This window comes from Domibacillus epiphyticus (assembly GCF_001975785.1).
In the GTDB taxonomy this organism is placed as follows: Bacteria; Bacillota; Bacilli; order Bacillales; family Domibacillaceae; genus Domibacillus; species Domibacillus epiphyticus.
Genome location: NZ_MSFI01000014.1, coordinates 1 through 26,809, shown reverse-complemented (window position 1 = coordinate 26,809; position 26,809 = coordinate 1). Strand labels below are relative to the sequence as shown.

The window sequence follows — 26,809 nt, the reverse complement described above, 5'->3', positions numbered from 1 at the left end:
GTCATTCATAAATTGGAATAAAATCGAGTTTTTATCTGAATGACTGCATAAACGATAACTGGTAGATTGACGCTTCATACGGACAGGAATTCCAAATATGATACGCTACTGTCTACCACGGACAACGTTTAGACCACTAATTTAAAAATGAATGACCGTCCATATATAACAGGTGCGAAAACTTTGATATATTATCAACAAGTATCATCCCATATATATCAACGGTTCATCCCGAATTATCCTTTACCTCACTAAAGTGTTAAAGTATTGCATTCTCACTTGTTTCCTGTTTCTCACTATTTCTCACATTATCCCCACTCAATCTATCCATCTCCATCCGAACATCACTCACATATGGACTATTTTCAAGCACAGTTTCCAATGATACACTTCCAATTTCCTTCAACGTTTTCAGATTCTCAATAATCTCTTTATCATTACTTGGCATCGCATACTGGAACGTTACATCCAACGTATCAAATTCATCATCGCTCAACTTAATTCCCTTATACTCTAACAATGTTCTGATTTTCTCAAAACGTTGCTCCATACCTTCACGCACATATTGTTCATTGATACCTGCTTTAATCGAAGCCAACTGATACAGTAACTTAATACTGACCTCTGACAAGTTGCTAATGTCCGTCTTATTCATTGATACGGCAGGCGTACTTGAAATATCCAATAATGCTTGCTGCAATGTCTTATACACCGATTCAAATGACTGATAATCCAATTGATTGCTGACCATTTTAAAATCATTGCCATCATCTAACTGTAAGCCACCACCTACTACATCTTTAGGTAATCCCTCACCTTTTAACTGTTGACCAACAATGACTGGAATAGGATTATGATGTTTATAAAAACTGTCCGTAAACTTACTTAATAAATCTTCCATGTTGTCCAGTAGTCCTATCCAATCCTGTAACTCACTGCGTCCTTCTAACTCTGACCATTCACCTGCATTAACATAAGCAACAGGCAAGCCACTAAGGTTAGCATGACGGCTAATCATTCTCATCTCTCCACCTGCATTGTCATACTTAGTTACAACATCATCCTCAAATACTGTATAGTATTCAATGCCGTCACTAACGAATGCCTGAACAAAAGCAATCATATCTCCTTCTTCATTATATAAAGGAAAGCCCTGATCCCCTTCAATCAACTTACTCTTAACCTGTCCAGCGTCCACGTACACATACTCATACACTTCACCGTACTTCAACAGACGGTCAATAATCTTCATGTTCATTCGGTCATACTTTGCTTTACGCTGTACCTTTTGGTATTCCTTTACTACACGCTGATTACCTGTTAATGTGACAGGGTTCTGTAATAGATATGCCTTCTGGAATGACAACAATGTCTTAGCATATTGCAATACAATCTTACGTGGGGTAAAATCTTTGCCATTATATTTATACGACTGCCGTTGTAATATCTTATGATGACCTTCAAGGTAATTCTTTAACTCATAGATTTCATTTACCTTTGTTTGGTTATGTACTTCCTGAACGTATTCAATAAACCAATAAGGCGCACCATCGTATTTATCTTTAATGTATTTCTCTAATTTATTCATATTAAATCCCCTTTCATTAAATATCAACATAGTATTTACATTGCTTCATTGCCTGGACTGCCATAGCCGTTGCAATAACTAAATCATCGTGCATACCTTTCCCACGCTTATTACCTGTTTTGCCGTTCTGCTCCTGAAAGATTTTCATTTCTTCTAACGTTTGGAAGCACTCTATATTAATCAGCCCACACTCAAAGTTTTCCTTCATATCAGATACGATGATACTTTTCGTTTGATTAGTGGTCATGAAGCCCAATTGCAATTTCTTTTTTCCTTTTTGATCGAATATCTTCTGCTTCAATAAATTCAAATAGCCATATTCTTTCCTCAATCGTTCCAGTAATGGAGTACCGTAACTATTACGCTCAACGCAAATGTACGCATAATTAAAAAACCTGCCTAAATCATTCACCACACTGGCAAATTCATAGACAGGTATCTCATTACTATAAAAGGATGCCATTTGCTGGCCTTCCTTATTGTAAATTGCAATTGTACTATTATCATTATCTCCACCTGAACCACTGGAAACGTCCACGCCACCGTAATGTTTAACGCCCTTTTTAGGTAAGTGATAAATGAATAATGACTTGTTTAAGTATTTATGTAATGTAGACGGTAGTTCATCCTGAACCTCTGTATAAGGTAAAGGCTGCACAATATGATTCAATCGTTCAACAATCATGCGTGTATCAAATACAGATTTATTTGTGGTAAGGAAGGCTTCATCAGGTGTAGTAGGAAATTCACGCTGAAACTTCTCTAAACTGTTTGTTTCTATGTAATACCGTCTGAACATTAACTGACGATAATTAGCACCGTATTTGTCCCTTAACTCTATTTCATCCTTTTCTAAATGTTTAGGCTGCATCCTATCGCCTTTATTATGTAATTTGAAATGAGTTTCTGCTTCATCAAATGAGTGACGGAATTGCTTTGCATATGCCTTAGCCAGCCATGAATAGAAGAAGGGTTTCCATGTTGATTGTCCTCGGTATGCCTTCATAAAAATATCTTGATACAAGTTGATTCCCATTGCCGTTGATTCGATAATAATTTTACTGTTTGGATTCTTAGCCAATGCAGGAATAGCCGTGGCAATAATTTCATCTTGGGCTTCATCAGGATATTTTGCCATCTCTGATAAATGAATTAACTCAAAAGTATTACCTGAAATTGAATCCTCTCCACCGGCTGTTGCAACTTGAATCCCACTTCCATTGCTCATATACAATCCGTCACGATTATTCATTTCTAACTTAGGAAACAGGTTAGGATACCTTTCATGTGGCAATGACTTGTACATCTTCTTAATTCTTTTCAATAGTTGCTGCGTTACCTTGTTATGATGTGTCATTATCAAATAGTTTGTATCCGGTTTTGTTACGGCTGAATACAACATATAAGCCAATGACCAAGTAGTAAAGCCGATCTGTCTGCCTTTTAAGATGATATTATATTTCCCCATATTCTTAGTGAAATTTTCTTGTTCATGATTTAACACAAAAGGTACAGTATCACCGTTATTGTCGATAATCTTAACAAAATTCTTTGCAAATAATCGGAAATCACCCAAAACCTTATCCAATGCTGATTGTTTCGTTTTAACTGCCATAGCCTAACACCTCACGATAAATCCAAGTCATCAAATTCATCAGGTTCATCTTCTTTTTCAGTGACCTCGACTTGTTTCTTTTTCTTCTTGCTACCTAATGCTCCTTCTGCCACTTTTGCATTGTCACGAATTTCTTTCTGCAATGATAAGAAAGTTTTAATCGCTTTATCATCACCCTGTTTGGCTTGCTCAATGACAATATTGTAAATTTCCATGAAGTCATCTGATACTTTACTTGCCATGTACAACATGAGAAGTGATTTATATTCATCAGTACGCTCCCAAGCATAGAAACTATTCATACTTTTCAAATGACAAGATTTCATTAATTCATCTTCTGATTTAACTGGTACAGATTGGTCGTATCGGACATCAGGAAACTTAAACTTAAAGTATTCTGCCTTCTTCCAGTGAATATTTCTTAATGCTTCATAGATTGTCATTTTCAGCACCTCCAATTAATCGTTTACGTTCTTCATCGAGTTCTAACATTCTTTGAATAATCTCATTCATACGGTCAAGATTTTCCTGTTTACGCTCATTCAAATATTTCATAATCACCAAACTGTCATGTACTTTCTGTTGTGATTCCTGAATTGATTTAATATTTTCGCTTAGATTTAACATCTGAATATCCCCTTTGATTTTAATTTTTTGAAAAATCCAATATGTAACCTATTTGACCATTCTTTAATACAGTTATAGATACAATTGATTAATATTAATAAATGAATAATTAACCGTATAAATAATACGTATTAAAGATTAGTCATATAAGTAACATATTGAAATTTCTAAGATTCGTCATAGGTATGACTGTCTTATAGATTAGTCATATAGGTAACATATTGGATTTATTAATAAGGTAAGTCCTCCAAAGCAACATACGCTTTCTTTTTCTTATTCTTTTCTTCCTGTTCCTTCTTTTCTTTCTCTAAGATTTCCTCATACTTTTTCCGGTCAATATATTTAATTTTTTCGTACTCGGTATCTCCATTATCATTGAAGTATTCCCAATCATTTATTATGTAAGAGTTTGGCATCCTGTCTTCCTCCTTCAATCCAACAGCAAAGAAACTTTGATTATGGATAACTTGAATCATTCTGTGTCTTTTTAAAGCATCTAGTGTATTGACAAGATTCCCACGGCTAAAACCTAAGTCATTACATAATTGTGTTAATGCCACTCTATATCCATTAGGAAAACGGTCATTCATCATTTTCAAATAGGAGTATAGATAGAATCCATCACATTCAATATCTTTGTGTTCCATGCAAAATAAAAACACTTCAAAAGGAATGAGTGTCGTGTTCTCAACCTCATAGAATGTGCCATCTCGATAATCTTCTTCCTGATAAGTTTCAATCCATTCAGGGTCTTTAATATGCCGATTAAAGGCAAGGACAGGCTTTTTAATTTTGTAGGAGTTAGCAAAACCTTTTACGTAGTCAGCCATATCAGGGTAATATTCATAGTATTCAAAGTCCAGCCCTTCTTGATGACCATACATATCTTTAAAGTTACCTGCCAATACAGGAATATCCCGTGTCGTTTCTGTATATTTCATTTGGTCAAGTACACCGTTATCTTTCATGATGTAACTTAATCGTCTGTTTTCAGGTGAAAATCCTAATACGTCTACCATATCTTTTGTGGTAATATTCGTTTTCATATCACCGTATTTTGCATTTCTATAAAGATAATTGATTAAGTAATAGTATGAGAAAGTGAATGGACGATGACCCTTCTTAATACGTTCGTCTCGAATATCCGTAAAGATTTCATTAGGCATAAAGATTTTACTTTCTCGGTCATTGTAGTTAAGAAATTGTTTGATATTTTTCATTTAGATTTTCTCCTTTGATTTTCATTTAGATTTTCATGGAATAGAAAAAGAGGACTAAAATTAGCCCTCTTGTTTTGCTGCTTTATATTCGTTAATTGCTGATTGTAATTCATCAGATTTAACGTACATCGTAAACATTTTATTGTTCTGTGGGTTAATGGCTTTCGTGATGTAACTAATTCCTTTATATTTCAGAAATGCTGAAAGTTTATAGTTGTACACGAAGAAGAAATCTTTATCAGTCATAGTACTGTACCTCCTTATTTAATTTACTGCTGTATACTTGAATTCGTATTTTCCGGTCAGGGCAAAACTAATAAGTCCATCAATTTCACCTTTCGACTTTGTATGAGCCACATGGCCTTTACCGGATTCAAATTTATTTTTTAATGTGAATTTCTGTGTAGGCAATTCCAATGGAATACCAAAAGCCACCGATAATTTATCTAGTGGCAGTAACGTTGTAAGATAACCTTCATTATTCACAACAATATTTGTTTTTGTCTTATAGTCCTGTTGGAGTTTCACAAAATCAGATTTCTGTTTGTGTTCCAATAAATCAATTAACTCCTCAAAGCCCATTTCTTTAAGATATTTATTATGTACTCTTTTAAATCTTGAATCGTAATGACCAAGAAACCCTGAATCAATGCACAGTAGTAACATTTTCCCTTCTTCTGTATCAGGTAATTTTAAACCATAATATGACCACATCATCAATGCTGTACTTCCAGCATACTTGTCAAAATAATTTCTACTAGAAATGTTATTGATTGCATTAATATTTGCAGTCTTAGGATTCACATAGTCATCAGGATTAATTCTGATAACGTGATTGCACCAAGATGAACCTTTATGTAATGCAAGGTCAATACCAATGGCTTTCTTCTCATTAGTACGATCTGCCACGTATAATTTATTGAAATCGTAAAAGTAATTGATTTCATTACCTTTAACAAACTTTTCAATAGCACATCCCAGAAGTGAATCCAAATCACCTTGTAAAATTGTTGTATTTTTATACTGCTCCATATCTGCACACCATTTAGGGAATTTCTCTTTTAATTCTTTCTTCATAATTTTAGTGAAAGTTGTAACTCTCCCACTAATCTTCCTTTGAAACACCTTTCAAAAATCCTACTTGCAACGATCAACAAACATACAGTTGACCACTTTCCTCCTTGTTAAAACCACATGGAATATTTTTCAGTTGATTTCAGTTTCCTTATTTTTAAAATCAACCTACTGTCCACATCGCTACAAGGAAGAAGTGGTGTAAACGAATCCAAACACCCTCACAATTCACCTCCACATTTTATTTTTGAATTTAATTTTTCTCTATGTATTCTCTATACTTCTGTATCTTTTTCTCTGACATAATTGCAACGCCTGTCTCATACTTGCTGATTAAAGATTGTGAACAACCTATATATTTTGCAAGGTCAATCATACGAATTTTCTTTTGTCTACGTAGTAAGAAATATTCTTGTTTCTGACTATTCATTTGAATCCTCCTTGTTACAAAATATGAATAAAAAAGAGAAGGACATTTCTGTCCCTCTCTCATTCATTGATTATGCTTGTGGCACTGTTAATACTGCTACTGCTTTAGGTGTACCTACTTTAAGAGTTGCTTCAGCAACAATTTGTCCTTTAGTTGAATCACCAGATTTAGCAAGTGGTTCAAAGTGTGGCGCACGTAAGTAAGCAAGATCCACATAAGCATCATTAAAGAAAATCGCTTTATCAGCCGGTACATGCTTAGACAGCACGAAGTTTACACGTCCATAGTTAGTGTTGATTGAATCAACTAATAGACCGAAATCAGTTGTAACGTGCTGGTAGCCGTATTTATCTGCATAGATTCCGTCAATTGCTTCTTTAACATCTGCATTTACGAAACAATATACAGTACCCTCGGATAGATTCTGATTCCATAGGTTACGCATTGCTTGTTTGATTAGTGTTTCTGATACAGCACCACCAACAGCATTGGCTGCGTCTGCTTGGTTAATCAAACCTGCCATTTGACGTTTGAAAGGAGTAGTAGAGCCGTCTGCTTTAGTACCAAGCAAGAACTTCTTCTCCATATTCACTTTTAGTTCCAATAGACGGTCATTTACCTCTGCGGCAAATTGTGTAGATTTCATTGCTTCTGCTGTACCTGAAATTGAAACACCAACTTTGAAGATTTCCAAAATATTTGATAATTCAGCACGAGCAGATTCAAAGAAAGTAATATCATCTGAACCTTCTACCGCAGAAATGTCATCTAGTGTATTAAGCGTCTTTGCTTTCCAAGTATATACAGTGCTAAGTGCCTTTTCGATATTACCTTTTGCCATAAGCATAGATGTAAACGGAGTTGATTCGATGCCTACAAGAGCGATCTCTTTCGATAGTGAAATTTGTTCAGTAGTTGTAAAAGTATTTGATTTAAACATTATTATTTATCCCCTTTATAATTTTTTAGTTTTTATGTATTCCGGTTATTACTTAAATAAATTGGCTAACTTTGTTGAGATCATGGCTTTCGTGTCTTTCTTTGATTCAGCAATCGAGTACTCGTCTTGCTTGGTATTATCTGCTGGTACGTAGCCCATATTGACCTTAATCTCATTTACAATTTTGTTTAGAGTGTCAATCTTAGTACTAAGATCAGTACTATCCTTAACACTAATTACATCAGTAAATGCTTCAAGTCCATTTTCACGTAAAGTTAAACTAATTTCTTTCTGAAAAAGTTCCTGTGCTTTTGCTTCATTTGCTACTTCTGACTCTGATTTTTCAACAGGAAGTTTACCTTTCACTTCTTCCAATTCAGCCACCAAAGAATCATAATCGGCTTTTGCTACTGTTTCTGTTACTTCTTCCTGAACAACTTCTTGATTTTCCTGTGACATATAAATGTCCCTCCTTTAGAATTTTTGCCTGCCGATAAACTCGAAACTTAATTCGTTCAATCTACCGGCAGGTATTTAAGCAAAATAAAAACACCCACATTTTATAGGCGTTTGCTTGCTTTCTAATATTATGGTCATACCTTTGTAACCCTCTTTGTTAATTACGCTTATTCGAGCCATTAGAGGGCTTATACGCCATTCATCGTTTTTAGTCGATTTTTCTATTGTAGTAATCATAAATACAGGATTGAAATTTGGTTCAAGTGTTATCCCCTTCTTTCAATTAGAATTTACTGTACATGGCTAATTGCTTAGAAAAATGAATATAAAAACGGACATAAACTATTCCCCTTTGGCCTTGATCTCAGCAATGTCTTTTTCAAGTGACTGTAACGATGATACAATCTTTTCATTTGTCTCATTCTGTTTCTCAATTTGAACCATTAAACGATTTTCACGCTCTTTACTTTCAGTCATCACATACCTTAACAAGTATACAAACAGCACAATAAATATGGCTGGCTGCGCCCACATTTCAGGCGGTATCTGTGTGAAGTCCATTCTTAGACCTCCTATCTGTTCAATTTTATTACCTACAAATTATGAATAAAAAAATAGAGTGAGCATAGAACCCGCCCGATAAAATGTGGAAGTCAATTGTGATTGACTTCAATTGGAGTTTTAATACTAGCAAGCGTAATAGTGTAGTACGCCTGATTAACACAATTATAACTAAAAATTATTATTGGAGTTTGAAGGTATTATGAGAACCTTCATTCAATGTCTATCCTGTGATAGGCGCTCAATGAAAATTATCATTTCTTCTTCCATATATAATTTTAGACCCAACGTGCTGAAAACGTTGATGTAGCAATGGTTTCAGCGTTTTTCGAAACGGTAGTATTTCAACTCAGAAAAATCATCACTCACGAATGCTTACTATGTATGGTTTTATCCATACTGATAAATAAACCCCTAAACCCTTAACATTTTGCTTTTCTTCCTTTGTAGAGAATCCATGAAAAGTGATACAAACGTTGTTATAGCAAGGTTTCTAAGGCGTGATGTAAATCTGTAATCATTAAAACCTTATTAAATCAACGTTAAAACCATTTTCTATTTATACACGTTCACTCTTCTACCATTAACAACAAACATAATCGGAATTGCCACAAACCCTTGCGTATCAAGGGTTTCAGCCGTTTTAAAAATGTTTACATTCCTCTATGCTTTCTTCCTTTAACGGTTATCCAACTTTTTCATCAAAAAGTACCTATAAACGTTGATATAATAGTGTTTTGACGATTATCAGTAATTTCAAATATTGAGTCAATGTACTTGTATCAAGTGTTGAAGACGTATTAAAACTTGGACATTTCTGTACCTAGCGTTATCCATACTGATAAATACCATTTGTCCACATTTTCTTCCTTTGTAGAGAATCCATGAAAAGTGATACAAACGTTGTTATAGCAAGGTTTCTAAGGCGTGATGTAATTCTGTAATTATCAAAACCTTATTAAATCAACGTTAAAACGATTTAATTTTCGCTACCATTTCTCTACCATTAACAACAAGCAGAAACAGAATCGCTACAAACCCTTATGTGTCAAGGGTTACAGCGTTTTTCTAAACTTGGACATTTCTATTCTTCCTTTAGAGGATATTAAGAAATTGACCTTTCCCATATACCCCTAAACCTTATTATACCAACGTTTAAGGTCATTGTTTCTTGTCCCTAAATTCGTTCTATTATTATAAAACTTAATAGTATCAAGGCGAAAACAGTTTTAATTTTGTTACCTTCTTAATATACCCTATATAGGTATTTTGTTGTTGATATGCCTAGTGTTACTCATACTGATAAATATCATCCTAAACCATGTGGACATTTTCGCCCTCCCTATTGGGAACAATTTAAACGTTGATCTGACAGGCTTAAATCCACTTTTTCTGACAAGAATTTGTTCAAAATGGACGTTTTTTTATTTTAGATAATTGTGCAGCCATAGCGATTGAAATGACAGGGTTATTCTATTCTGATAAATAAGTTCTAAATGGTTAGATATTGCCCTTCCCTAATAGACGATTATCTCAATTCTCCAAACCATTGATAAATCAACGTTTATTCTCTAAAATAAATTTCAATTTATACACTTATGCGGAATTTTTGCGATTTTTTTCTTTTTCTTCCTTTAACGGTGATCGAGCAAACGTCTTTTTTCGTATACCCCCTGCACCTCTAAAACCCAATAGTACCAACCTATTCAACATTCACATTTTGGAATGACAGCAAAAAACGACTTTCAAATATCGGCTTGACCTTATTGGAATGCGGGTTGAAGCCACTTTATTTTGGTAGCAACAATTACATACCCTATATAGGTATATTAATCAACTCTTTATACTTGTAAATTAGTTTTTCTTCCTTTAGAGGACATTAAGCAATCAACCATAAAAAGTCCTGAAAACGTTGATATATCAAGGTTTCTGATATTTTTCAGTAGTCCTATTTTTAAAAAATGCTTATGTATTAAGGGTTTAGGAATGGTTCAATTGTCCACGTTTTTTACTCTCTACCATTAACAACAAGCAGAAAGCCAAAGTATCAGAAGTGTTGGTATGTCTAGTGTTATCAAGGGTTTCTATTTAGGTAGCATGGATTTCTATTTCAAACAATTATCTATAACTAGTAAATTTTGAAGTGACCTTAAAATGCTTTATCCTCAACGTTTATTGCTACTCTTCGACAACCGAGAATATCGAACATTTTATTATCCAATTCCCTTGACTTTATGTTTTACGCCCTTCACTATTGGTTGAGCGTCATGGACAACGGCTTGGTTGCATAGTTGTTGCCTATTGTCAGATGAATAAAAAAAAACAATCAAATGACAGTAGGCAACGATACTATTGTATATCGGTCTATGGAATCCGTATTGTATAGCCCTTGTTTGTCGGGGAATATTCTTCCCACCAATCCTACTGTTTTCAGATAGCCCTGAACAGTGGTATGCGAATTGGCTTGTGAGTATATCTACTCCTATCCTTCCTTCGATCAGCACTTAATGGCAGCCCTCTCCATTCAGATACTGGACTAAACAAGGAAAGTCCGTCTGTATCCTATCCCCTTTTATTTGCGTTGGCAGGGTCATTACCTGACGATGTTTATTTATAGTCGATTTATCGGCAACCTCGACTGAAATACCCTTCCTATTGTATTAAGGAAAAACCCTTATACACCAATGGTTCAAAGGGGATGATTTTACAAAATACATCAAAATCACTAAAAAAGACAATAGGAAACTAAGCCCCTTGCATTATATTTTTAAAAATTTTATAATGGGGACACAAGGTATTTCATTATTTAGTTGTATGGCTATGGCTAAATAAAACCGGAAGGGATGATGTTAGCGCATCATCCTTCTTTTTTTATACTCTTTTTTTGTTTATGTTCATTAAGGGGCTGTTTATCTTCGCTTGTTCCCCTAATTTTTCGTCTGTCAGCGACTGCAAATACGTTTGGGTGACCGTGAGTGAAGAATGCCCTAGTAAACGTGATAGTGAGTAAATATCGCATCCATTTAACAGTGTAGTTAAAGCAAAGTAATGGCGGAACATATGAGGACTTATCCTTTTTTTATTCACGTCTGCTCTCTTGCCTGCTTCTTTAACAATATTGTCTAGTGACAAATGTGCCAACCCCTGCAATTTATAAGAAAGAAAATATGTGTCCTCGCTAAGCAACTTGTTTTCTACAAATTCCTTTCTAATCCGCTCATATTTGATGAGTATCTTCTTCAATGCCGGACTGATGAAGGCAACACGATCTTTGCTCCCTTTACCATGAATTAAAATTGTTGTCTCTCCTACATTTTTGAAAGGCAATGTACGTATCTCCATTGCTCTAAGCCCGCAATCAGCCATCATTGCAATAATCGCTTTATTTCTTGCTTCATTGTAGGAAGAATAATCAAAGGCGTTTATCATCTTATAGACCTCATTTTCATTAAATCCTTCTAGAACCTTCATAGGCACTTTTGGCAACTCAACTTTCTTCATTGGACTTTCCTTCAAATATTCTTCTTGAACGCACCAGTTGAAGAATGCCATTATTGCTTTTGCCATCGTTTGAATTGACTGCGGCATAAGCCCCCTTTGTTGTTTGTATCGGATATAAGCCCTCAAATCATCCGTATGAACACTTTCTAGTTGGTCAATACCACGCTTTGTTTTCAGAAACAAAAGCACCTGTTTATACTCTTGGCGCTTATTCTTCATGGTTTTAGGTGAATAACCCTTAGCAACACAGTGAAAGTCATACTCCTTAAAAACATCCTCTAGGAACACAAAAAAACCGCCCTCTCTACTGAATTTTTCAATAGAAAAAGGCGGTTTTCTTGTTTTATAAAAAATTAACCAAATATGCAGTGATTATGGATAAGAAAAATTCATCTATTTTATAATTTCAACTGCAATATAAGCAGATAATTTTTCTGTAATATGGCTTAAACCCTTGATACATCAAGGTTTAAAGACAAATTACTTCTTCTCCATTTTGTTCATTTGTGCCATCATTTGATTAATTTTCTTTTGTGATGGTTTCATTCCCATTTGCATCATCATCATACGCAGCATTTGCTCGTTAATTGGTGGATTTTTTTTCAAATAATCCATCATGTAACGGCGTGCGATGAAAAATCCGATGGCAACGCCGGCAGCGAGTGCCAGTACAGCCGTAAGCACATACCAAAACATAAACGTGTTCCTCCTTCAAGTTCTCTATACAAAGTTTACTAAACCGGCTTCAAATATACAATAAGGGCAAGCAACTTTTTGTTGAAACATACCGAAAAAAGTCCGGAACACTTCGTTCCGGACTTTTTTGTTTTCATTATTTCTCAAGAAGAGCTTTTACACGCGCTACAACATTTTCTGCTGTAAATCCGTATTCTTTCATGACAATTTCTCCTGGAGCAGAAGCACCGAACTGATCGATTGCCAGAATGTCGCCTTCATCTCCTGTATAACGATGCCAACCGAATGAAGAACCCATTTCAATTGCAAAACGTTTCTTAACTGTTTTAGGGAGCACAGATTCTTTATACGCTGCATCCTGCTGTTCAAACCGGTCAAATGATGGCATGCTGACAACATTTGCATGAATCCCTTCAGCTAGAAGCGCTTTTTGTGCCTCCACTGCAAGGCCTACTTCAGAACCGCTCGCAAGCAAAAGAACATCCGGTGTTTTTTCTGCTTTCACAACTGTGTATGCACCTTTTTCAACACCTTTATGGGCAAGTTCTTTTGAACCTGGAAGAACCGCTAAATTTTGACGTGTCAAGACGAGTGCTGTCGGAGTTGATTTGCTGGATAGAGCAAGTTTCCAGGCTGCAGCTGTTTCATTTCCATCAGCCGGGCGAATGACAGACAAGTTCGGCATAGAACGGAAGGAAGACAATTGCTCAACAGGTTCATGTGTCGGTCCATCTTCTCCTACAGCAATACTGTCGTGTGTAAACACGTAAGTCACAGGCAGCCCCATTAATGCAGCTAAACGAATTGCCGGGCGCAAGTAATCCGAGAAGACGAAAAATGTTCCGCCAAATACTTGCATACCACCATGAAGCGCCATACCATTCATCGCTGCGCCCATTGCAAATTCGCGTACACCAAACCAGATGTTGCGTCCTTCATAACTACCCGGCATAAAATCACCGGTATTTTTAATAGTTGTTTTGTTTGAACCCGCAAGATCGGCAGAACCGCCAATAAAAGTCGGCACCGCTTTTGCGATCGCATTTAATGTTTCACCTGAAGTGTTACGGGTCGCATCTGCTGTTCCTTCTTCATAGACAGGAAGTTCTGCTTCCCAGCCCTCAGGAAGCTCACCATTTATGGCTTTTTCCAACTGAGCTGCGAGTTCGGGATGACTTTCCTTGTAGGAAGCGAACATTTTGTCCCACTCCGCCTGTGCCTGTGCACCGCGATTGACAGTTGCTTCCTCAAATCGGCTATATACTTGATCCGGCACATGGAAATCTTGATCAAACGTCCACTTGTAGTATTCTTTCGTTAATTTCATTTCATCCTCGCCAAGTGGTGCCCCGTGTGAAGCAGCTTTTCCTGATTTGTTTGGCGAACCGTAACCAATCACTGTTTTTACTTCAATGATTGTCGGGCGGTCGTTTTCAGATTTCGCTTCTTCAAGTGCTTTTGTTACTTCTTCAAGATCATTGCCATTTTCTACGCGGATGTAATTCCATCCATATGCTTTAAAGCGGCCTTCCACACTTTCAGAGAATGATTTGTCAAGGTCGCCATCAAGTGAGATATCATTTGAATCATACAACACGACAAGACGGTTCAGTTTCAAATGAGCCGCAAGTGACGCTGCTTCGGAAGCAACACCTTCCATTAAATCACCATCACCACATAGTGCATATGTATGATGACCAATAATTTCATGACCATTTTTATTGTATACTGATGCAAGGTGACGTTCTGCCATTGCCATTCCAACAGCCATAGCGATACCCTGCCCAAGTGGTCCAGTTGTCGCCTCTACACCTTCTGTATGTTTATACTCCGGATGACCTGGCGTTTTGCTTCCCCACTGACGGAAATTTTTGATTTCATCCAGAGGCAGATTGTATCCTGCAAGGTGAAGCAAGCTATATAATAGCATGGAACCGTGACCTGCAGACAATACGAATCGATCCCGGTTAAACCATTGTGGATTTTTCGGATTGTGGTTCATTACTTTCGTCCAGAGTGCATAAGCCATTGGAGCAGCACCCATCGGCAAACCCGGATGGCCGGAATTCGCTTTTTCAATTGCATCAATGGATAGCGTGCGGATCGTTGTAACCGCGAGCTGATCTGTTTTGTCAAACATGAGATTCATCCTTTCAAAAGGGGATTTACCACTCTATATTAAATGTCTTTTGCGTAATATACAACAAAAATACAGAACAATGTGAAAAAAGAGACAATCTACATAATGTCTCTTTTCTCACAATTCTTTAATTTAGTTTTTTCCGCTTTTGAATATCACGCACTTTTTTCGGCGTCACTTCATCCCCGTTCGGATCAAAAATCCGAACAGATTCAACCGTTTGGCGCATGGATGAGCGAAATGTTGCTAAATATTCCTTTCGAAGTGCAGCCTGCTCTTTCAATTCAGCGTCCGTTAAAGATGTTTCTTTCGCTTTTTTTGCCAATTCATTTATACGTGCAATCTTTTCAGATGATAACATCATGTATTGCTCCTCTCTATTTGTACAGTTACCGTCATCGTACACAACAGAAAGTATCATGACAAGTAAAATATCTTCGCTAATAAACCTTAACGGCCACTGTTTGATTAAGAATGTGTCTGATGTTATTTTTCTATGTACTCCATGAACCGGCGATGGACGGTTGCCCGGGAAATATCATAACCAAACCCACGTAACGTTGCTGCAATTTCATCATAAGTTAAGCCATTTTCACGAAGCCGTACAATTTCATTGATCGGGATTTCCTTCCGTATCCGTCCATTTTCATTGCCGTGATTTGATAAATTTTTCTCAGGTCGGTACCCTTTTTCTACAGCGCGCTTCATTCCTCGTTTTATCTTTAAATTATGAATCTTTCTCTGGTATTCTTCTACCATGCTGACAATTTGAAGCACCATAGAATCTGATTCTGACATCTGCAGCTCCCCGTCATCAGCAATACTGTACACAGATACCCCTTCTTTAAATAAACAATGAATGAGGGCAATCTTTGCATTCCCGCGGCCGATTCTCGTTTCATCTTGAATTAAAACTGCACTTATTTCCTCGCTTTTTACGATATCGAGAAGCTCAAGCATACCGGGTCTGTCCAGATCATATCCACTTGCTCTATCCCGAATAACAGCTGCAGTCTCGAATCCTCTTGCTTTTGCCAGATCGCGCAATTCGTCTTCCTGTCTCTCCAACGACGTTTCCTGTGCTTCTTTTTCCGTACTCACGCGGCAGTAAATAACAGCTTTCTTCATAATTATCAATCTCCATCTGCAAGCTGAAGCCCGCTGTCATGTTTCATTGCCTGGACAGGAATCACGAGCTGTTCACCCGGCAAAATTTTCGTTGTAATCAATTCATTTTCATCCTGTACCCACTTAATAAACTCTATTTCGTCCATATCGTGGAGTTCTTTATATTCTTCTGCCAAACTCCATAGGGTATCTCCTTTTGATACACTGATTTCATAGTACGAAGGTTCTTTAACGCCATTAAAAATAAAATAAAAGGAAGCTGATAATATCAACAACGCTAATGTTAAGATAAAAGAATAATTTTTTGCTTTTTCCACTAAGAACACCCTTTCCTCGAATACTCGTTCGTGTTACACTATCATTGTAATGCGAACGCTCGTTTCAGTCAAGAGAAAATTCGAACTTACGTTTGTTAAGATTTAGAACACATGTTATACTATAGGTAAATAAAAAATAAGAGAGGTGTAGAATGTGACAAAACTATCAAAACGGCAGCAAGACATTCTTGATTTCATTAAAGAAGAAGTGCGCAGAAAAGGGTATCCACCTTCCGTTCGTGAAATAGGTGAAGCCGTTGGACTCGCTTCAAGTTCCACAGTACACGGTCATCTTGCTAGACTCGAAAGCAAAAACTACATTCGCCGTGATCCAACAAAACCGCGCGCGATCGAAATCCTGGACACAGACAGTTCTGTCCCAAAACAGCATCCTGTTAATGTGCCGGTTGTCGGCAAGGTTACAGCGGGATTGCCGATTACGGCCATTGAAAACGTTGAAGAGTACTTCCCTCTCCCTGAGCGCCTTGCCCCCCCTGATGAGCATGTATTTATGCTCGAGATTGTGGGTGAAAGTATGAGAGAAGCAGGCATCCTAAATGGTGACTATGTCGTGGTACGACAGCAGCAAACAGCAAAAAATGGTGATATTGTTGTAGCGATGACTGAAGATGATGAAGCGACGGTCAAACGTTTCTTTAAAGAAGCAGATCACATTCGCCTGCAGCCCGAAAACTCTTCAATGGAACCGATTTTGCTTCCAAACGTGATCATTTTAGGAAAAGTCATTGGCGTTTACCGTGAAGTTCATTAATGAATTGCTTGTCCGTTTAATCCACGATATGCAGAAATAAACGGACGTATGACAAAACAAAAAATCCCCTGGATCACAGGGGATTTTTTCTGATAAATAAAAAACACTCTGCCCAAAGACAGAGTGTTTTCTCGAAATTTGCGGCGTCCAGACCATGCTCCACAACATGTTCCTCAAAAAGGAATGTCCGTCCGACTTACGCAAACGAGCTCATCGCATGATTAAATATAACGGATATAAATGATACTGTCAACACCCTTCTATTTATAAACTTAATGTTCAGGGTGTTATCTCAATCATTTTATCAATTAATGGTACAATAAGCTTCATTTTTTAATAAATGGTGAATTAGTTCAGCAAATGTATGGAAAATACGAAATGAGAGAAGCTTTCTTTTCAGCGGTTCCAATCCGTATGCGGCCGAGTCAATTAAATCAGTTATTTTTATATTTTTAATTGGCGAATAAAACTGCTTAAGAACTGTAAATCCCGCATTACCTGAATGTATGCTGCACCTGTAATCACTTTTCTCCTTTTAAAAACCTATAAATCTGCGGTAATCCGCTTTTTAAAATATCGTGTTTTGCGCTTGCCTAAATGGATCGAAGGTTAAAAATGTAAACTTAGTCTCAACTTCCAAATTTGCTTTACAGAATGGGCAGTGTATTTTCTTTTTGCTTTTATTTCATTATGATAAAATTGGCAAGAACAATTCCATGTCTTCCATTCAGTTCATTAACAAAAACATTTATAGAAAAACCCGCAGGATACTTCAAAAATACGATAGTTATCTTGTTTACCCTGCATAAAGGAGATGTTAATAATGGATATTCGTGATCAAGTTGTATTGGTAACTGGAGCGAGCCGGGGACTTGGTGCAGCGACAGCAAAAGTATTTGGACGTGAGGGAGCGAAAGTTGTTGTGAACTACGTCAATAATGAAGTGAAAGCAAATGAAGTCGTTTCAAGTATCGGCAAGGACAGATCGATTGCAATTCGTGCCGATGTGCGGAATGAAAAAGAAGTGAAAAGGATGTTTGAACATGCAAGAGCACATTTCGGTCAGCCCATTACGACAATTGTTAACAATGCGCTAATTGATTTTACGTTTAATGGAGATCAGAAAAAGAATTTGGATACTATTGAATGGTCAGATTTCCAAACCCAGTTTGAAGGCAGTATTTTAGGTGCGTTGAACACGCTAAAGGCTGGGAGACACGACATGGCTGAGGCGCATTTCGGAAAAATTATTAACATTGGCACCAACCTATTTCAAAATCCAGTCGTTGCATACCACGATTACAATACGAGCAAAGCCGCACTTCTTGGGCTGACAAGAAATATGGCAAAAGAGCTTGGTGCAGATGGGATTACAGTAAATATGGTATCGGGCGGTCTACTGGAAAAAACAGATGCCAGTGCGGCGACACCTGATGCTGTTTTCTCGATTATTAAAGAAAGTACGCCCCTTCAGAAAGTCACTTCTCCTGAGGATGTTGCGTATTCTATTTTGTTCTTTGCTTCCCCATGGAGCAGAGCCGTTACTGGTCAAAATTTGGTTGTGGATGGCGGATTGGTCATGGATTAATGTTTATAATACTGAAAACACCGATCTAAAGACGATCGGTGTTTTCTATTCTTCTTAGTACGAAAACCAGCCAAGTGGCTGCATTTGTATATATACGATTCTATTTGTATACTTTTTATTTGTTTTCTAACCGATTAATCATGCCATGTTTTCTATTGCTTGCTTTACAGTGGCAAAAGTTTGGACTGTAGAAAAGTCAATGCCTTCCCTTACAACCCGTGATGCTAAATCAGGCCGGATACCTGTCGCAATAATGTTTATGCCTAATAAACCTAAAATGTCATGGATGGCAAAAAGATGAGAAGCAACCTCTGTATCAATTGTGACGATCCCCGAAAAATCCATGATCAGACATTCTATTTTCAGTTCTGAGATCCTTGGAACGACATGATTTAAAAGGTGATCCGCTCTGTCTGAATCAATCGATCCAATCAAAGGTAAAACTGCAATCCCATCTTGGATTGGCACAATGGGAGCTGACAGTTCATTTATTTCGCGCTGCCTTTCTTTTATGATGTTTGCTGTGTATCGTTCAAATGCACGAACTGTCTCGGTAATACTAATATCAAGCATGTAATTCGCGCGTCTATTCACCATTGCTACTTCCCCTGTAGCAAGTCCATGCTCCATAGTGACCGCTGTCATACGTTTTATAAAAACAAGACGGGTTTCAGGATAGCGCTCAATAACGCTTGAAATTCTTCCCATTAATGATGCTTCTCGTTCACCGTTTTTTTTGCTCCATTCAAGAAGCCCTTTTGGTACTTTTTCATCCTCGCTTGTAATCGCCTCTCCTAAGTATTCAATAAACTCAGTATAAACAGTGACTGCTTGCTCAATTTCCCCTTTCGGCACATCAAATTGAAATTTAGACAATATATCATCAACGATTTGGCCAGCTAATGATTCAGCGTTTTCTATTAAATATGCAGCTACTGTTTCAATTGAATTCATCTCTATTCACGCCCTCATTTTCTTTCAAATCTTTAACATCCTGCTCTCATTATACTGAAAAGGGATAAAATAAACCTCAATAATTGATTGGAAATTTTTCGATTTACAGCCTCCCATCTAAGTGTACGTTTCATTACAATTTCACTATCAAAAAAATGCAAATGCCAAATAGCCCCGAGAGAAAACCCGAAGCCTTTAAGAAAACGTATTTACATTTAGAAATAATTGAGAAAGCAGCCTTCAATAAATTCCCTAAAAGGAAACAAACCCGTCAAATTAATTTTCCGGTCTCGGACCGGCTTTAACCCAGCGATTTCAGTTGTCATAAATGGACGAACAGTAACAGATCCATTAACAAGAAGTTGACATGATAAGCGTAAATTGTCATCAAATGCTAAAACGACTTTTTACTTTTTCCACTATTAATCACAATTCTGACCCTTTTTTTATTATCGATTCGCCAAATTTTCGTTTTAGCTCATCTACGGCGGTCATCAAAGGTTCAACTTTACCCGCTTCTTCCGCAAATGAAAAAATGTCTAACTGAGTCGTCATTTCATTTTTTTTTATAACGTTTTGCGCTGTAATGCCAATAAGTCTGACAGGATCTCCATTCCAATGTTTATAAAACAGCTTTTCAGCGTGATAAAGAATGTCTTCCTCGTTCCAAATATCTTTCTCTATCGTCTGGCTTCTCGTAATCGTTTTGAAATTGCCGTATCGAATCATTATCTGAATTGTACGCGAGACGACTTTCTTCTGTTTCATTCTCTCACTGACCATGCTGGAAAGGAGTTTCATTTTGTCTGAAATCGTACTTGGAGCTGTAATATTTTCCGGAAACGTTGTGGAGTTTCCGATGCTTTTATAAGAAGTATTCGCATCCGGATTTACAGGTCTGCCGTCTGTTCCATTTACGCAGCCGTGAAGATGAATGCCTCTGAATCCAAGAATACTTTCCACCCATTTCACATCTGCTTTGGCCAGATCCCCGATCGTGGCAATGCCATGTTCATGCAGTTTTTCTGCGGTTTTTTTTCCGATGCCGTACGTATCCTGAACCGGTTTGTCCCACAAAACACGTTCAATGTCACGTTTTCGTAATACGGTTATTCCAAGGGGCTTTTGCATATCACTTGCCATTTTTGCTAAAAACTTATTGGGTGCAATCCCGATCGATACGGGGATGTTAAACAAATGTAAAATGTCCCTTTGAATGGATTGAGCTATGTGGATTGGTGAACCTAAATACTGGCAGTGAGTAACATCTACATAGGCTTCATCAATGGACGCAACCTCAATGATTGGAGAGATAGCTGTCAAAAAATCAAAAATTTTTACTGAATATGCTTTGTACAATTTGTGATTTGGCTTTTTTACAATGGCTTCCGGTACGATTTTTAGGGCTTTCCATAAAGGCATCGTCGTATATACGCCGCGTTTTTTGCATAAATAATTTGCTGCGACCACAATCCCCTTCCTTTCAGCAGGATTACCAGCGACAATAACAGGCTTATTCTGGAGTGATGGATCTTCTGCCATTTCTACACTCGCAAAAAAAGCATTCGCATCTATATGAAAGATCACGCGTCCCTTATTTGGATTATAAATACACAATTTCATCTCCACGAATAGTGTTCATACATCTATATCTCATTTATTATAACATGCAGAAAAAGCAGCCTGCATTGAGCAAACCGCCTGAATTGAAAAGAAAGAGTGAGGTACTTTTATCTGAAGCTATTAATCATCAAGTCAAAGACAAATGACTATAATAATAATCCCATACTTTTTGTATATTGTTAGACTTCCAAATAAACTGTGCTGAATGGTGTATTTCTTCTATTTCCAGAGACTGTGCATACCCCATTTGACTGGCCATATATTGCCTGTTCGCATTTTCTTCTAAAAATATACTTTTGACAAAGGTTTCCACAATTGTACTGCCGGTAATAACGGCTCCATGTGCTTTCAATAAAATGATGTGGTGTTCTGATAGCTTTTCAGCCAACTCATCAGCGATCGTATGATCACTTATCGACTTAGATTTAGAAAATACAGGGATTTCTCCAAGTACAGCCCCCTGCATAATAACGGGACGCAACGGAATGTTTGCGATCGTAAACAATGTAGACCAGCGTGGATGTGTATGAGCAATGGATTGAACATCTGTTCTCTGATTGTAAATTCTTGTATGAAGTGGAATTTCATTAGGCGGCCTCCCTTCACCTTCAACAACTGCCCCCTTTAAATCAGTCATAATAATATCTTCTTCTGTTAACGAGCTCCGACTCGCTGAAGCGGAATTAATAAGAATGAAATCCGTTTTTGGTACTCTCGCGCTCATGTGTCCATTAAAATCAATATGTTTTTCTTTTTCCATCATTCGGATGGCTGCGGCCAGCTGTTTCTTCAACGTCTTAAGAGACTGATCGTGCATATTCTTCCCCCTGCTTATGCTTTTTTTAACCTATTGCGATTAACCCTGCCCCTGCCATCGCTGCTATAGACGCAAAAATGACAGTACTGGTAACACCTTCCTGTGTTTTGAAGACGATAGACGACAAAAACAATGTAAAGATGACATCGGTTGAAGCAATCACGGCGACTTGAGAAACTCCACTCTGCGTTAATGCAGCAAAATAAAGAATTTGGCCGAATGAAGTGGCTATTCCTGCACCAAACAGCCACGGGCGAAAACGTTTAAATGTTGACTGTATTGACCGCCTGTACCTCTTCTGAAATAAGGAAAGAATAAAAAATACAATCATTCCGACAAACGCGCCGATCAATGTCCCAATATAAGGGTCAGGTATTTCCTCCAGCCCTTCTTTTCTGACTACATATCCAACTGCATAGGACAGTGCCGAAATGATCCCATACAAATATCCAAAACCCGCGAGTATCTTTATCTTTTCGAACCATTTATGTTGTTTTTGATCTGCCTCATCTAATGCAGCCTCTTGAAGAGCCGGGATCTGTAAATCATCAGTCTCTTTTTTCTTTCTTTTAGCTGCCAACAAGGATTCATACATTAGAACAGCTGAACTGCAAAAGATTAATACAATCCCGGCGATAATCCAAATGTTTAATGACTCGTGAAGAAATAATATCCCTAAAATAACAGCAAAAAGAGGGTTTAAACGTTTGATGGCCGATGCCCTAACAGAACCTAAATGCTGGATAGATGTATATAAAAGCGTTCGTCCCATAAAAGCAGTCAAAATACCAGCTAATACAAACCACCATATTCCTTCTATATTTAAGGGTACCCAGCCATGAAATAACCCTCTCCAGATAACGAAAAATCCAGCAAGAAACAGGGTGATCAAGACGGATAAAAAAGCACCATTATCATCCGTTTTGGACTTTGCTCCTTTTTTCACCATCACATTCGCACAAGCAAAAGAGAAAGCGGCCAACAATGCGTATAATTCTCCCATTTTAGGTATTCACCTTTACCAAACTTGAATAATACTAGCCGATTCTACTGCTTCCCACAGCGTTTTCACTTCAAATCCATCCCGCTCAGCCTCCGTCCATGTATCGTCGACAGGTCTTAAACCGATCACAACCGGAATTTGTTGTTCACGAAGCAATCGGGCGTATTCCTTCCCTTCACTGCTATAGCCTAAAATGGCGATAGTTTTCCCGTATAAATAATCTGGAACTTGTAGCTTTGATGGCATCATGTACCATTACCTCCCTGTTAAAATACCTGAATTTGATCAAGTCAACGTTTATTGATTTTATTTTACATACTTATATAGGATAGTAGTCCATTTCGTTCTTTTATACAGAACAACAGTCCGTTACTTTATAAAAAAATAACCTTTGCGTCGGCATACCCGCAAAGGTCTAAATGCGCTATTAATCCTTTTTGCTTCGTTATTCGGCATAAAACCTTTCATCTATCAATTGATCGATCGTTACATCTTTGTCTGATATTTCCGCTTCTTTTACTGTATCGATCGCCCACTCAACACCTTCTATGTTCATCTTTCCTTTATCAGCCAATGCTGGCAGTACAAAATCGAAAGACTTTTCAGCATTAGATTTGCTCATTTGCATGTCATTCATGATTATGCTGATGATTTCATCCCGGTTTGTTTCATTTTTTACATACTTCACCGCTTCAGAATGTGCAGACATAAATGCGTAAATAACCTCAGGTTTTGTTTTAATTAAGTTCCCATTAGCGGAAATCATATTATGGTTATATGTTTTAAGTTCATCCCTCATTAGATAACGTTTAAGCCCTAACTCATCCGCTTTTAAATCAGTCGGAGGACTTAGAATAGTTACCGATGCCTGACCTTGCTGAAGCGCCAGGAGCCGTTCAGCATTATCACCGGCATTGACAATTCTAACATCTTTGTTTGGTACAAATCCCTTTTTCTTCAACCAATACTCCAATTGAATATTCGTTCCGTTCCCCGTTACCATTCCAGCAGCATTATTTCCCTTTAAATCACTAATCTTCTGAATATCTTTGGAAACGTATATCGAATACATGGATTGGTTATCCAATGTACCGATAATTTTTACGTTGGCTCCTTCTGCCACGCCTGTAATGACAGATTCCGGAAGAGAGGAAATGAGGTCAAAATCACCCGTTTGCAAGCCCCTCAACGCAAGGACACCACCTTGGACGTACGTAAATTTCACATCCAAATTATATTTTTTATAAATCCCTTTCTTATCAGCTACAAGAAAAGGAATATAGCTCATGTTTTGCTTTGATGGTAAACCTATATGCACTTGTTCTATTTCAGCGGGCATTTTTTTCCCTGCGTTTTTACTGACTTCACTTTCCGATGTCGAAACATCTGCTTGTTGTGTACAGCCCATGAGGCCAATCAGGATTACGAACAATAAACTGGCAGCAAAACCTTTCCATAAAAGACCATACTTTAGAAAGTCCATCCTTTAATCCTCCCACTTTCTGAAGTAATCTCAGACTCTCATTGGTTTGAAATCATTGTTATATTACAAAAGGTTTTGATCCATCCATTCCATTATGTCATCCATTTTTATTACGTCGCCGTATTTCATGTGAATATCCATTAAACTAGTTTTATGAGAAATCTGACTGCGGTCTCCAACACATTCTTCTGGAACAATCACTTTATAATTATAAGAAAATGCATCCACAACACTGGCACGAACACATCCGCTTGTTGTTAAACCAGTAATGATTAAGCTGTCAATACCATGGAAAATAAGCATATCAACCAGGCTTGTTCCAAAAAATGCGCTTGGTCTTCTTTTCTGTAAGACGACCTCATTGTCACGTGGTTTAAGTTGGGTAACAATTGTATTTTCTTCATCTGTTTTTCTCTCCCCGCCTTTCCACAGTCCAATTCCTGACGGATGGGATTCAGAAAATGGAATGGTGAAAAAGATAGGAATCATTTTTCTCCTTGATCTTTCCAAAAGGCGAGAAGTAGCTTCTACGGCCGGATATCCGCTTTCTGAATGACCTAGACGAAATTTGCTATCGGTAAAGCCATACGTCATATCCACAATTAACAGTGCTGGTGCTTTCCCAAAGCCCCTTGTTCCACCCATGTTAGACTTCAGAAATCTTTTTTTATCTTCTTCACCCAATATTTCATCCCAAATCGCCACACATTCCACCTCTTTTGGTTAACGAATTGCGTTTTTACAGTTCTATACATAAAGGGATGCATTACAATTCTATCTTAAAATTTTGCCAGCATCTCATCCTTTAATCCTTCTCTCCAATCCACGCCTTTCGGGAGAAATTGATCGCAAGCCCGTACATTCCGATACGCTTCCGGATCTGATCCTTTTAATTTACGACCCGCTTCGATATCCCTTGTGGCTTCCAGCAGCATTTGCCGGGCGGCAATGATGGCTAAGTCAGCTGTTCCTAACCGTTCTTTCGTGCGGTCTGGAAATGGTTTTTCCATCGTTTCCTGAAGTGCATAATCTTGCGTATTGATGCCTGAAATACCCGTAAACGTCTTCGTTCGTTGAAGCTCTCGATCGATTAAAAAGTCATTTGATGGATTCCGCTTCAGACGATATCCGGGCAGCATATCATCTGGACCACGTCCGAAAAGAATTTCCTGCTGCATGGAAAACTCAGGATCCAGTGGAATTGATGGTTCACTTGTATATTTAAAATTCCATACCCACACACTTTCATCATCAATAGGGACCCAGAAATGGCCTCTGATTGTCGGATATTCCTCCCGGCTCCCATCATGCCATTTCATCATTTGCCCGCGCATTTGCTGAGCCGGCATAATAAACTGGTAAGCTCTTATATAATTTCCGTCTTCCTTTAAATCACGAATTCCTACATATTTGAAACCGTATTCAGTTTTATCTACTTCCAATTTTGGATTTGTCGCCCGGCTCCTCATTGAGTTTTTATCTTGAATATTGTTGTTATGGGCAAACGATGAGTGTGACGTGTCAATACCACCTTCTAATGCTTGCAGCCAATTGCATCCTTCATAAGTTTTAGAGACTTGAAAGTGAGTTTCAGGTGCACGCAGCCATTCATAGTCCGGAATGCTCGGCTGTTCCTCTTTCGGTCCCATATACGTCCACACAATCCCTGATTTCTCCCATGTTGGATAAGCTGTCAATTGTACTTTATGTTTAAATCTGCTTTCCTCCGGCTCATTCGGCATGTCAACACATTTACCATCCCGGTCAAACTTCCATCCGTGATATACACATCTTAGACCACATTCTTCATTACGACCCCAAAATAACTTGGCCCGTCTGTGGGGGCAATAAGCATCTATAATGGCTACTTTTCCTTCTGAATCGCGGAAAGCTACCAGCTCTTCGCCTAACAATTTCACGTTTATAGGGGGGCAATCTTTTTCAGGCACCTCTTCTGACAATAATGCTGGAATCCAGTAACGTCTGAACACTCCCCCCATTGGTGTCCCCGCATCAGTCCGGCAAAGCTTTTCATTATCCTCTTTCTTTAACATAACACCCACTCCTTCATCACTATATAATTATGTTTTTGTTATAAACACATTATAAAAGGGGAATAACCCTGTCTGTTTTTTGAGTTCTCTTATACGGAACATTCGATAAAAACTTTTTTTCTTCATGTCGGTATCTTGCCTTTTTTAATCAAAAAGAAAGAGACAGCGCAATGCAGAGGGCACTGAAAAACTTACGTTTTTAAATCCCTAATCGTTTTT

The 26,809-nt window shown here is 37.7% G+C and carries 27 protein-coding genes; 2 read left to right on the top strand and 25 right to left on the bottom strand.

Annotated elements, in window-relative coordinates; translation table 11 throughout:
• Positions 1-259: 259 nt before the first annotated feature.
• The 17 genes from BTO28_RS09745 to yneA form a co-directional block, all read right to left on the bottom strand.
• Positions 260-1,588, bottom strand: coding sequence for a phage portal protein (locus BTO28_RS09745; RefSeq protein ID WP_076765745.1), 1,329 nt, complete (start codon positions 1,586-1,588; stop codon positions 260-262).
• Between the two features lie 16 nt (positions 1,589-1,604).
• Positions 1,605-3,203 (bottom strand): DNA packaging protein, encoded by a 1,599-nt coding sequence (locus BTO28_RS09740; protein WP_076765743.1) that lies wholly within the window; start codon positions 3,201-3,203, stop codon positions 1,605-1,607.
• An 11-nt stretch (positions 3,204-3,214) separates the two neighbouring features.
• Positions 3,215-3,646, bottom strand: a complete 432-nt coding sequence (locus BTO28_RS09735; RefSeq protein ID WP_076765741.1) for a hypothetical protein — start codon at positions 3,644-3,646, stop codon at positions 3,215-3,217.
• Positions 3,633-3,830, bottom strand: a complete 198-nt coding sequence (locus BTO28_RS09730) for a hypothetical protein (RefSeq protein WP_076765740.1) — start codon at positions 3,828-3,830, stop codon at positions 3,633-3,635. The genes BTO28_RS09735 and BTO28_RS09730 overlap by 14 nt, the downstream gene beginning before the upstream one ends.
• A 230-nt stretch (positions 3,831-4,060) precedes the next feature.
• Positions 4,061-5,050, bottom strand: coding sequence for a hypothetical protein (locus tag BTO28_RS09725; protein ID WP_076765738.1), 990 nt, complete (start codon positions 5,048-5,050; stop codon positions 4,061-4,063).
• Between the two features lie 60 nt (positions 5,051-5,110).
• On the bottom strand, positions 5,111-5,296 hold the full coding sequence (locus BTO28_RS09720; RefSeq protein WP_076765736.1) for a hypothetical protein: 186 nt from the start codon (positions 5,294-5,296) through the stop codon (positions 5,111-5,113).
• Positions 5,297-5,314: 18 nt separating this feature from the next.
• Positions 5,315-6,082 carry a hypothetical protein gene (locus BTO28_RS09715; RefSeq protein WP_233129862.1) on the bottom strand — a complete coding sequence of 256 codons (768 nt, stop codon included), beginning with the start codon at positions 6,080-6,082 and terminating at the stop codon, positions 5,315-5,317.
• A gap of 295 nt (positions 6,083-6,377) precedes the next feature.
• The gene (locus BTO28_RS09710; protein ID WP_076765732.1) at positions 6,378-6,554 is read right to left on the bottom strand and encodes a helix-turn-helix domain-containing protein; all 177 of its coding nucleotides are present in this window, start codon (positions 6,552-6,554) and stop codon (positions 6,378-6,380) included.
• 70 nt (positions 6,555-6,624) lie between these two features.
• Complete coding sequence (locus BTO28_RS09705) at positions 6,625-7,494, bottom strand: SU10 major capsid protein (RefSeq protein ID WP_076765730.1); 870 nt, start codon at positions 7,492-7,494, stop codon at positions 6,625-6,627.
• 48 nt (positions 7,495-7,542) lie between these two features.
• The gene (locus tag BTO28_RS09700) at positions 7,543-7,953 is read right to left on the bottom strand and encodes a hypothetical protein (RefSeq protein ID WP_076765728.1); all 411 of its coding nucleotides are present in this window, start codon (positions 7,951-7,953) and stop codon (positions 7,543-7,545) included.
• A gap of 342 nt (positions 7,954-8,295) precedes the next feature.
• The gene (locus BTO28_RS09695; RefSeq protein WP_076765726.1) at positions 8,296-8,514 is read right to left on the bottom strand and encodes a BhlA/UviB family holin-like peptide; all 219 of its coding nucleotides are present in this window, start codon (positions 8,512-8,514) and stop codon (positions 8,296-8,298) included.
• 2,871 nt (positions 8,515-11,385) lie between these two features.
• Complete coding sequence (locus BTO28_RS09690; RefSeq protein WP_076765723.1) at positions 11,386-12,303, bottom strand: tyrosine-type recombinase/integrase; 918 nt, start codon at positions 12,301-12,303, stop codon at positions 11,386-11,388.
• A 192-nt stretch (positions 12,304-12,495) separates the two neighbouring features.
• Positions 12,496-12,711 carry a YneF family protein gene (locus BTO28_RS09685; protein ID WP_076765720.1) on the bottom strand — a complete coding sequence of 72 codons (216 nt, stop codon included), beginning with the start codon at positions 12,709-12,711 and terminating at the stop codon, positions 12,496-12,498.
• Between the two features lie 136 nt (positions 12,712-12,847).
• Positions 12,848-14,851: a transketolase gene (gene tkt / locus BTO28_RS09680; protein ID WP_076765718.1), complete on the bottom strand. Its 2,004-nt coding sequence runs from the start codon at positions 14,849-14,851 to the stop codon at positions 12,848-12,850.
• Between the two features lie 127 nt (positions 14,852-14,978).
• On the bottom strand, positions 14,979-15,212 hold the full coding sequence (locus BTO28_RS09675; protein ID WP_076765716.1) for a DUF896 domain-containing protein: 234 nt from the start codon (positions 15,210-15,212) through the stop codon (positions 14,979-14,981).
• Between the two features lie 125 nt (positions 15,213-15,337).
• Positions 15,338-15,979, bottom strand: coding sequence for a YneB family resolvase-like protein (locus BTO28_RS09670; RefSeq protein WP_076765713.1), 642 nt, complete (start codon positions 15,977-15,979; stop codon positions 15,338-15,340).
• A 5-nt stretch (positions 15,980-15,984) separates the two neighbouring features.
• Positions 15,985-16,296 carry a cell division suppressor protein YneA gene (yneA, locus tag BTO28_RS09665; RefSeq protein ID WP_076765711.1) on the bottom strand — a complete coding sequence of 104 codons (312 nt, stop codon included), beginning with the start codon at positions 16,294-16,296 and terminating at the stop codon, positions 15,985-15,987.
• A gap of 154 nt (positions 16,297-16,450) precedes the next feature.
• On the opposite strand from yneA, the gene lexA reads away from it, so the two are divergent.
• Positions 16,451-17,068 (top strand): transcriptional repressor LexA, encoded by a 618-nt coding sequence (gene lexA, locus BTO28_RS09660; RefSeq protein ID WP_076765709.1) that lies wholly within the window; start codon positions 16,451-16,453, stop codon positions 17,066-17,068.
• Positions 17,069-17,891: 823 nt separating this feature from the next.
• A complete protein-coding gene (locus BTO28_RS09655) occupies positions 17,892-18,656 on the top strand; it encodes a 3-oxoacyl-ACP reductase (protein WP_076765707.1) in 765 nt (254 codons plus the stop codon).
• Between the two features lie 138 nt (positions 18,657-18,794).
• On the opposite strand, the gene BTO28_RS09650 is transcribed toward BTO28_RS09655, so the two are convergent.
• From BTO28_RS09650 to BTO28_RS09615, 8 genes are all read right to left on the bottom strand, one after another.
• Positions 18,795-19,610, bottom strand: a complete 816-nt coding sequence (locus BTO28_RS09650) for an STAS domain-containing protein (protein WP_076765705.1) — start codon at positions 19,608-19,610, stop codon at positions 18,795-18,797.
• A gap of 426 nt (positions 19,611-20,036) precedes the next feature.
• Entirely contained in the window at positions 20,037-21,227 is a 1,191-nt protein-coding gene (locus tag BTO28_RS09645; protein WP_408606654.1) for a DNA polymerase IV, read from the bottom strand.
• A gap of 133 nt (positions 21,228-21,360) precedes the next feature.
• Positions 21,361-22,050 carry a class II aldolase/adducin family protein gene (locus BTO28_RS09640; protein ID WP_076765702.1) on the bottom strand — a complete coding sequence of 230 codons (690 nt, stop codon included), beginning with the start codon at positions 22,048-22,050 and terminating at the stop codon, positions 21,361-21,363.
• Positions 22,051-22,075: 25 nt separating this feature from the next.
• Positions 22,076-23,053 carry a DMT family transporter gene (locus BTO28_RS09635; RefSeq protein WP_076765700.1) on the bottom strand — a complete coding sequence of 326 codons (978 nt, stop codon included), beginning with the start codon at positions 23,051-23,053 and terminating at the stop codon, positions 22,076-22,078.
• A gap of 15 nt (positions 23,054-23,068) precedes the next feature.
• Complete coding sequence (locus tag BTO28_RS09630; protein WP_076765698.1) at positions 23,069-23,302, bottom strand: Rossmann-fold NAD(P)-binding domain-containing protein; 234 nt, start codon at positions 23,300-23,302, stop codon at positions 23,069-23,071.
• Positions 23,303-23,498: 196 nt separating this feature from the next.
• The gene (locus BTO28_RS09625; protein WP_076765696.1) at positions 23,499-24,536 is read right to left on the bottom strand and encodes an ABC transporter substrate-binding protein; all 1,038 of its coding nucleotides are present in this window, start codon (positions 24,534-24,536) and stop codon (positions 23,499-23,501) included.
• Between the two features lie 63 nt (positions 24,537-24,599).
• Positions 24,600-25,220: an isochorismatase family protein gene (locus tag BTO28_RS09620; protein ID WP_233129861.1), complete on the bottom strand. Its 621-nt coding sequence runs from the start codon at positions 25,218-25,220 to the stop codon at positions 24,600-24,602.
• Positions 25,221-25,315: 95 nt separating this feature from the next.
• Entirely contained in the window at positions 25,316-26,590 is a 1,275-nt protein-coding gene (locus BTO28_RS09615) for a Rieske 2Fe-2S domain-containing protein (RefSeq protein WP_076765692.1), read from the bottom strand.
• Between the last annotated feature and the right edge of the window lie 219 nt (positions 26,591-26,809).

What these genes read in the sequence shown, in the direction of transcription:
- BTO28_RS09745 (WP_076765745.1), bottom strand. Translation starts at nt 1,588, where the DNA reads ATGAATAAATTAGAGAAATACATTAAAGATAAATACGATGGTGCGCCT.
- BTO28_RS09740 (WP_076765743.1), bottom strand. Translation starts at nt 3,203, where the DNA reads ATGGCAGTTAAAACGAAACAATCAGCATTGGATAAGGTTTTGGGTGAT.
- BTO28_RS09735 (WP_076765741.1), bottom strand. Translation starts at nt 3,646, where the DNA reads ATGACAATCTATGAAGCATTAAGAAATATTCACTGGAAGAAGGCAGAA.
- BTO28_RS09730 (WP_076765740.1), bottom strand. Translation starts at nt 3,830, where the DNA reads ATGTTAAATCTAAGCGAAAATATTAAATCAATTCAGGAATCACAACAG.
- BTO28_RS09725 (WP_076765738.1), bottom strand. Translation starts at nt 5,050, where the DNA reads ATGAAAAATATCAAACAATTTCTTAACTACAATGACCGAGAAAGTAAA.
- BTO28_RS09720 (WP_076765736.1), bottom strand. Translation starts at nt 5,296, where the DNA reads ATGACTGATAAAGATTTCTTCTTCGTGTACAACTATAAACTTTCAGCA.
- BTO28_RS09715 (WP_233129862.1), bottom strand. Translation starts at nt 6,082, where the DNA reads ATGGAGCAGTATAAAAATACAACAATTTTACAAGGTGATTTGGATTCA.
- BTO28_RS09710 (WP_076765732.1), bottom strand. Translation starts at nt 6,554, where the DNA reads ATGAATAGTCAGAAACAAGAATATTTCTTACTACGTAGACAAAAGAAA.
- BTO28_RS09705 (WP_076765730.1), bottom strand. Translation starts at nt 7,494, where the DNA reads ATGTTTAAATCAAATACTTTTACAACTACTGAACAAATTTCACTATCG.
- BTO28_RS09700 (WP_076765728.1), bottom strand. Translation starts at nt 7,953, where the DNA reads ATGTCACAGGAAAATCAAGAAGTTGTTCAGGAAGAAGTAACAGAAACA.
- BTO28_RS09695 (WP_076765726.1), bottom strand. Translation starts at nt 8,514, where the DNA reads ATGGACTTCACACAGATACCGCCTGAAATGTGGGCGCAGCCAGCCATA.
- BTO28_RS09685 (WP_076765720.1), bottom strand. Translation starts at nt 12,711, where the DNA reads ATGTTTTGGTATGTGCTTACGGCTGTACTGGCACTCGCTGCCGGCGTT.
- tkt (WP_076765718.1), bottom strand. Translation starts at nt 14,851, where the DNA reads ATGTTTGACAAAACAGATCAGCTCGCGGTTACAACGATCCGCACGCTA.
- BTO28_RS09675 (WP_076765716.1), bottom strand. Translation starts at nt 15,212, where the DNA reads ATGTTATCATCTGAAAAGATTGCACGTATAAATGAATTGGCAAAAAAA.
- BTO28_RS09670 (WP_076765713.1), bottom strand. Translation starts at nt 15,979, where the DNA reads ATGAAGAAAGCTGTTATTTACTGCCGCGTGAGTACGGAAAAAGAAGCA.
- BTO28_RS09655 (WP_076765707.1), top strand. Translation starts at nt 17,892, where the DNA reads ATGGATATTCGTGATCAAGTTGTATTGGTAACTGGAGCGAGCCGGGGA.
- BTO28_RS09650 (WP_076765705.1), bottom strand. Translation starts at nt 19,610, where the DNA reads ATGAATTCAATTGAAACAGTAGCTGCATATTTAATAGAAAACGCTGAA.
- BTO28_RS09640 (WP_076765702.1), bottom strand. Translation starts at nt 22,050, where the DNA reads ATGCACGATCAGTCTCTTAAGACGTTGAAGAAACAGCTGGCCGCAGCC.
- BTO28_RS09635 (WP_076765700.1), bottom strand. Translation starts at nt 23,053, where the DNA reads ATGGGAGAATTATACGCATTGTTGGCCGCTTTCTCTTTTGCTTGTGCG.
- BTO28_RS09630 (WP_076765698.1), bottom strand. Translation starts at nt 23,302, where the DNA reads ATGATGCCATCAAAGCTACAAGTTCCAGATTATTTATACGGGAAAACT.
- BTO28_RS09625 (WP_076765696.1), bottom strand. Translation starts at nt 24,536, where the DNA reads ATGGACTTTCTAAAGTATGGTCTTTTATGGAAAGGTTTTGCTGCCAGT.
- BTO28_RS09615 (WP_076765692.1), bottom strand. Translation starts at nt 26,590, where the DNA reads ATGTTAAAGAAAGAGGATAATGAAAAGCTTTGCCGGACTGATGCGGGG.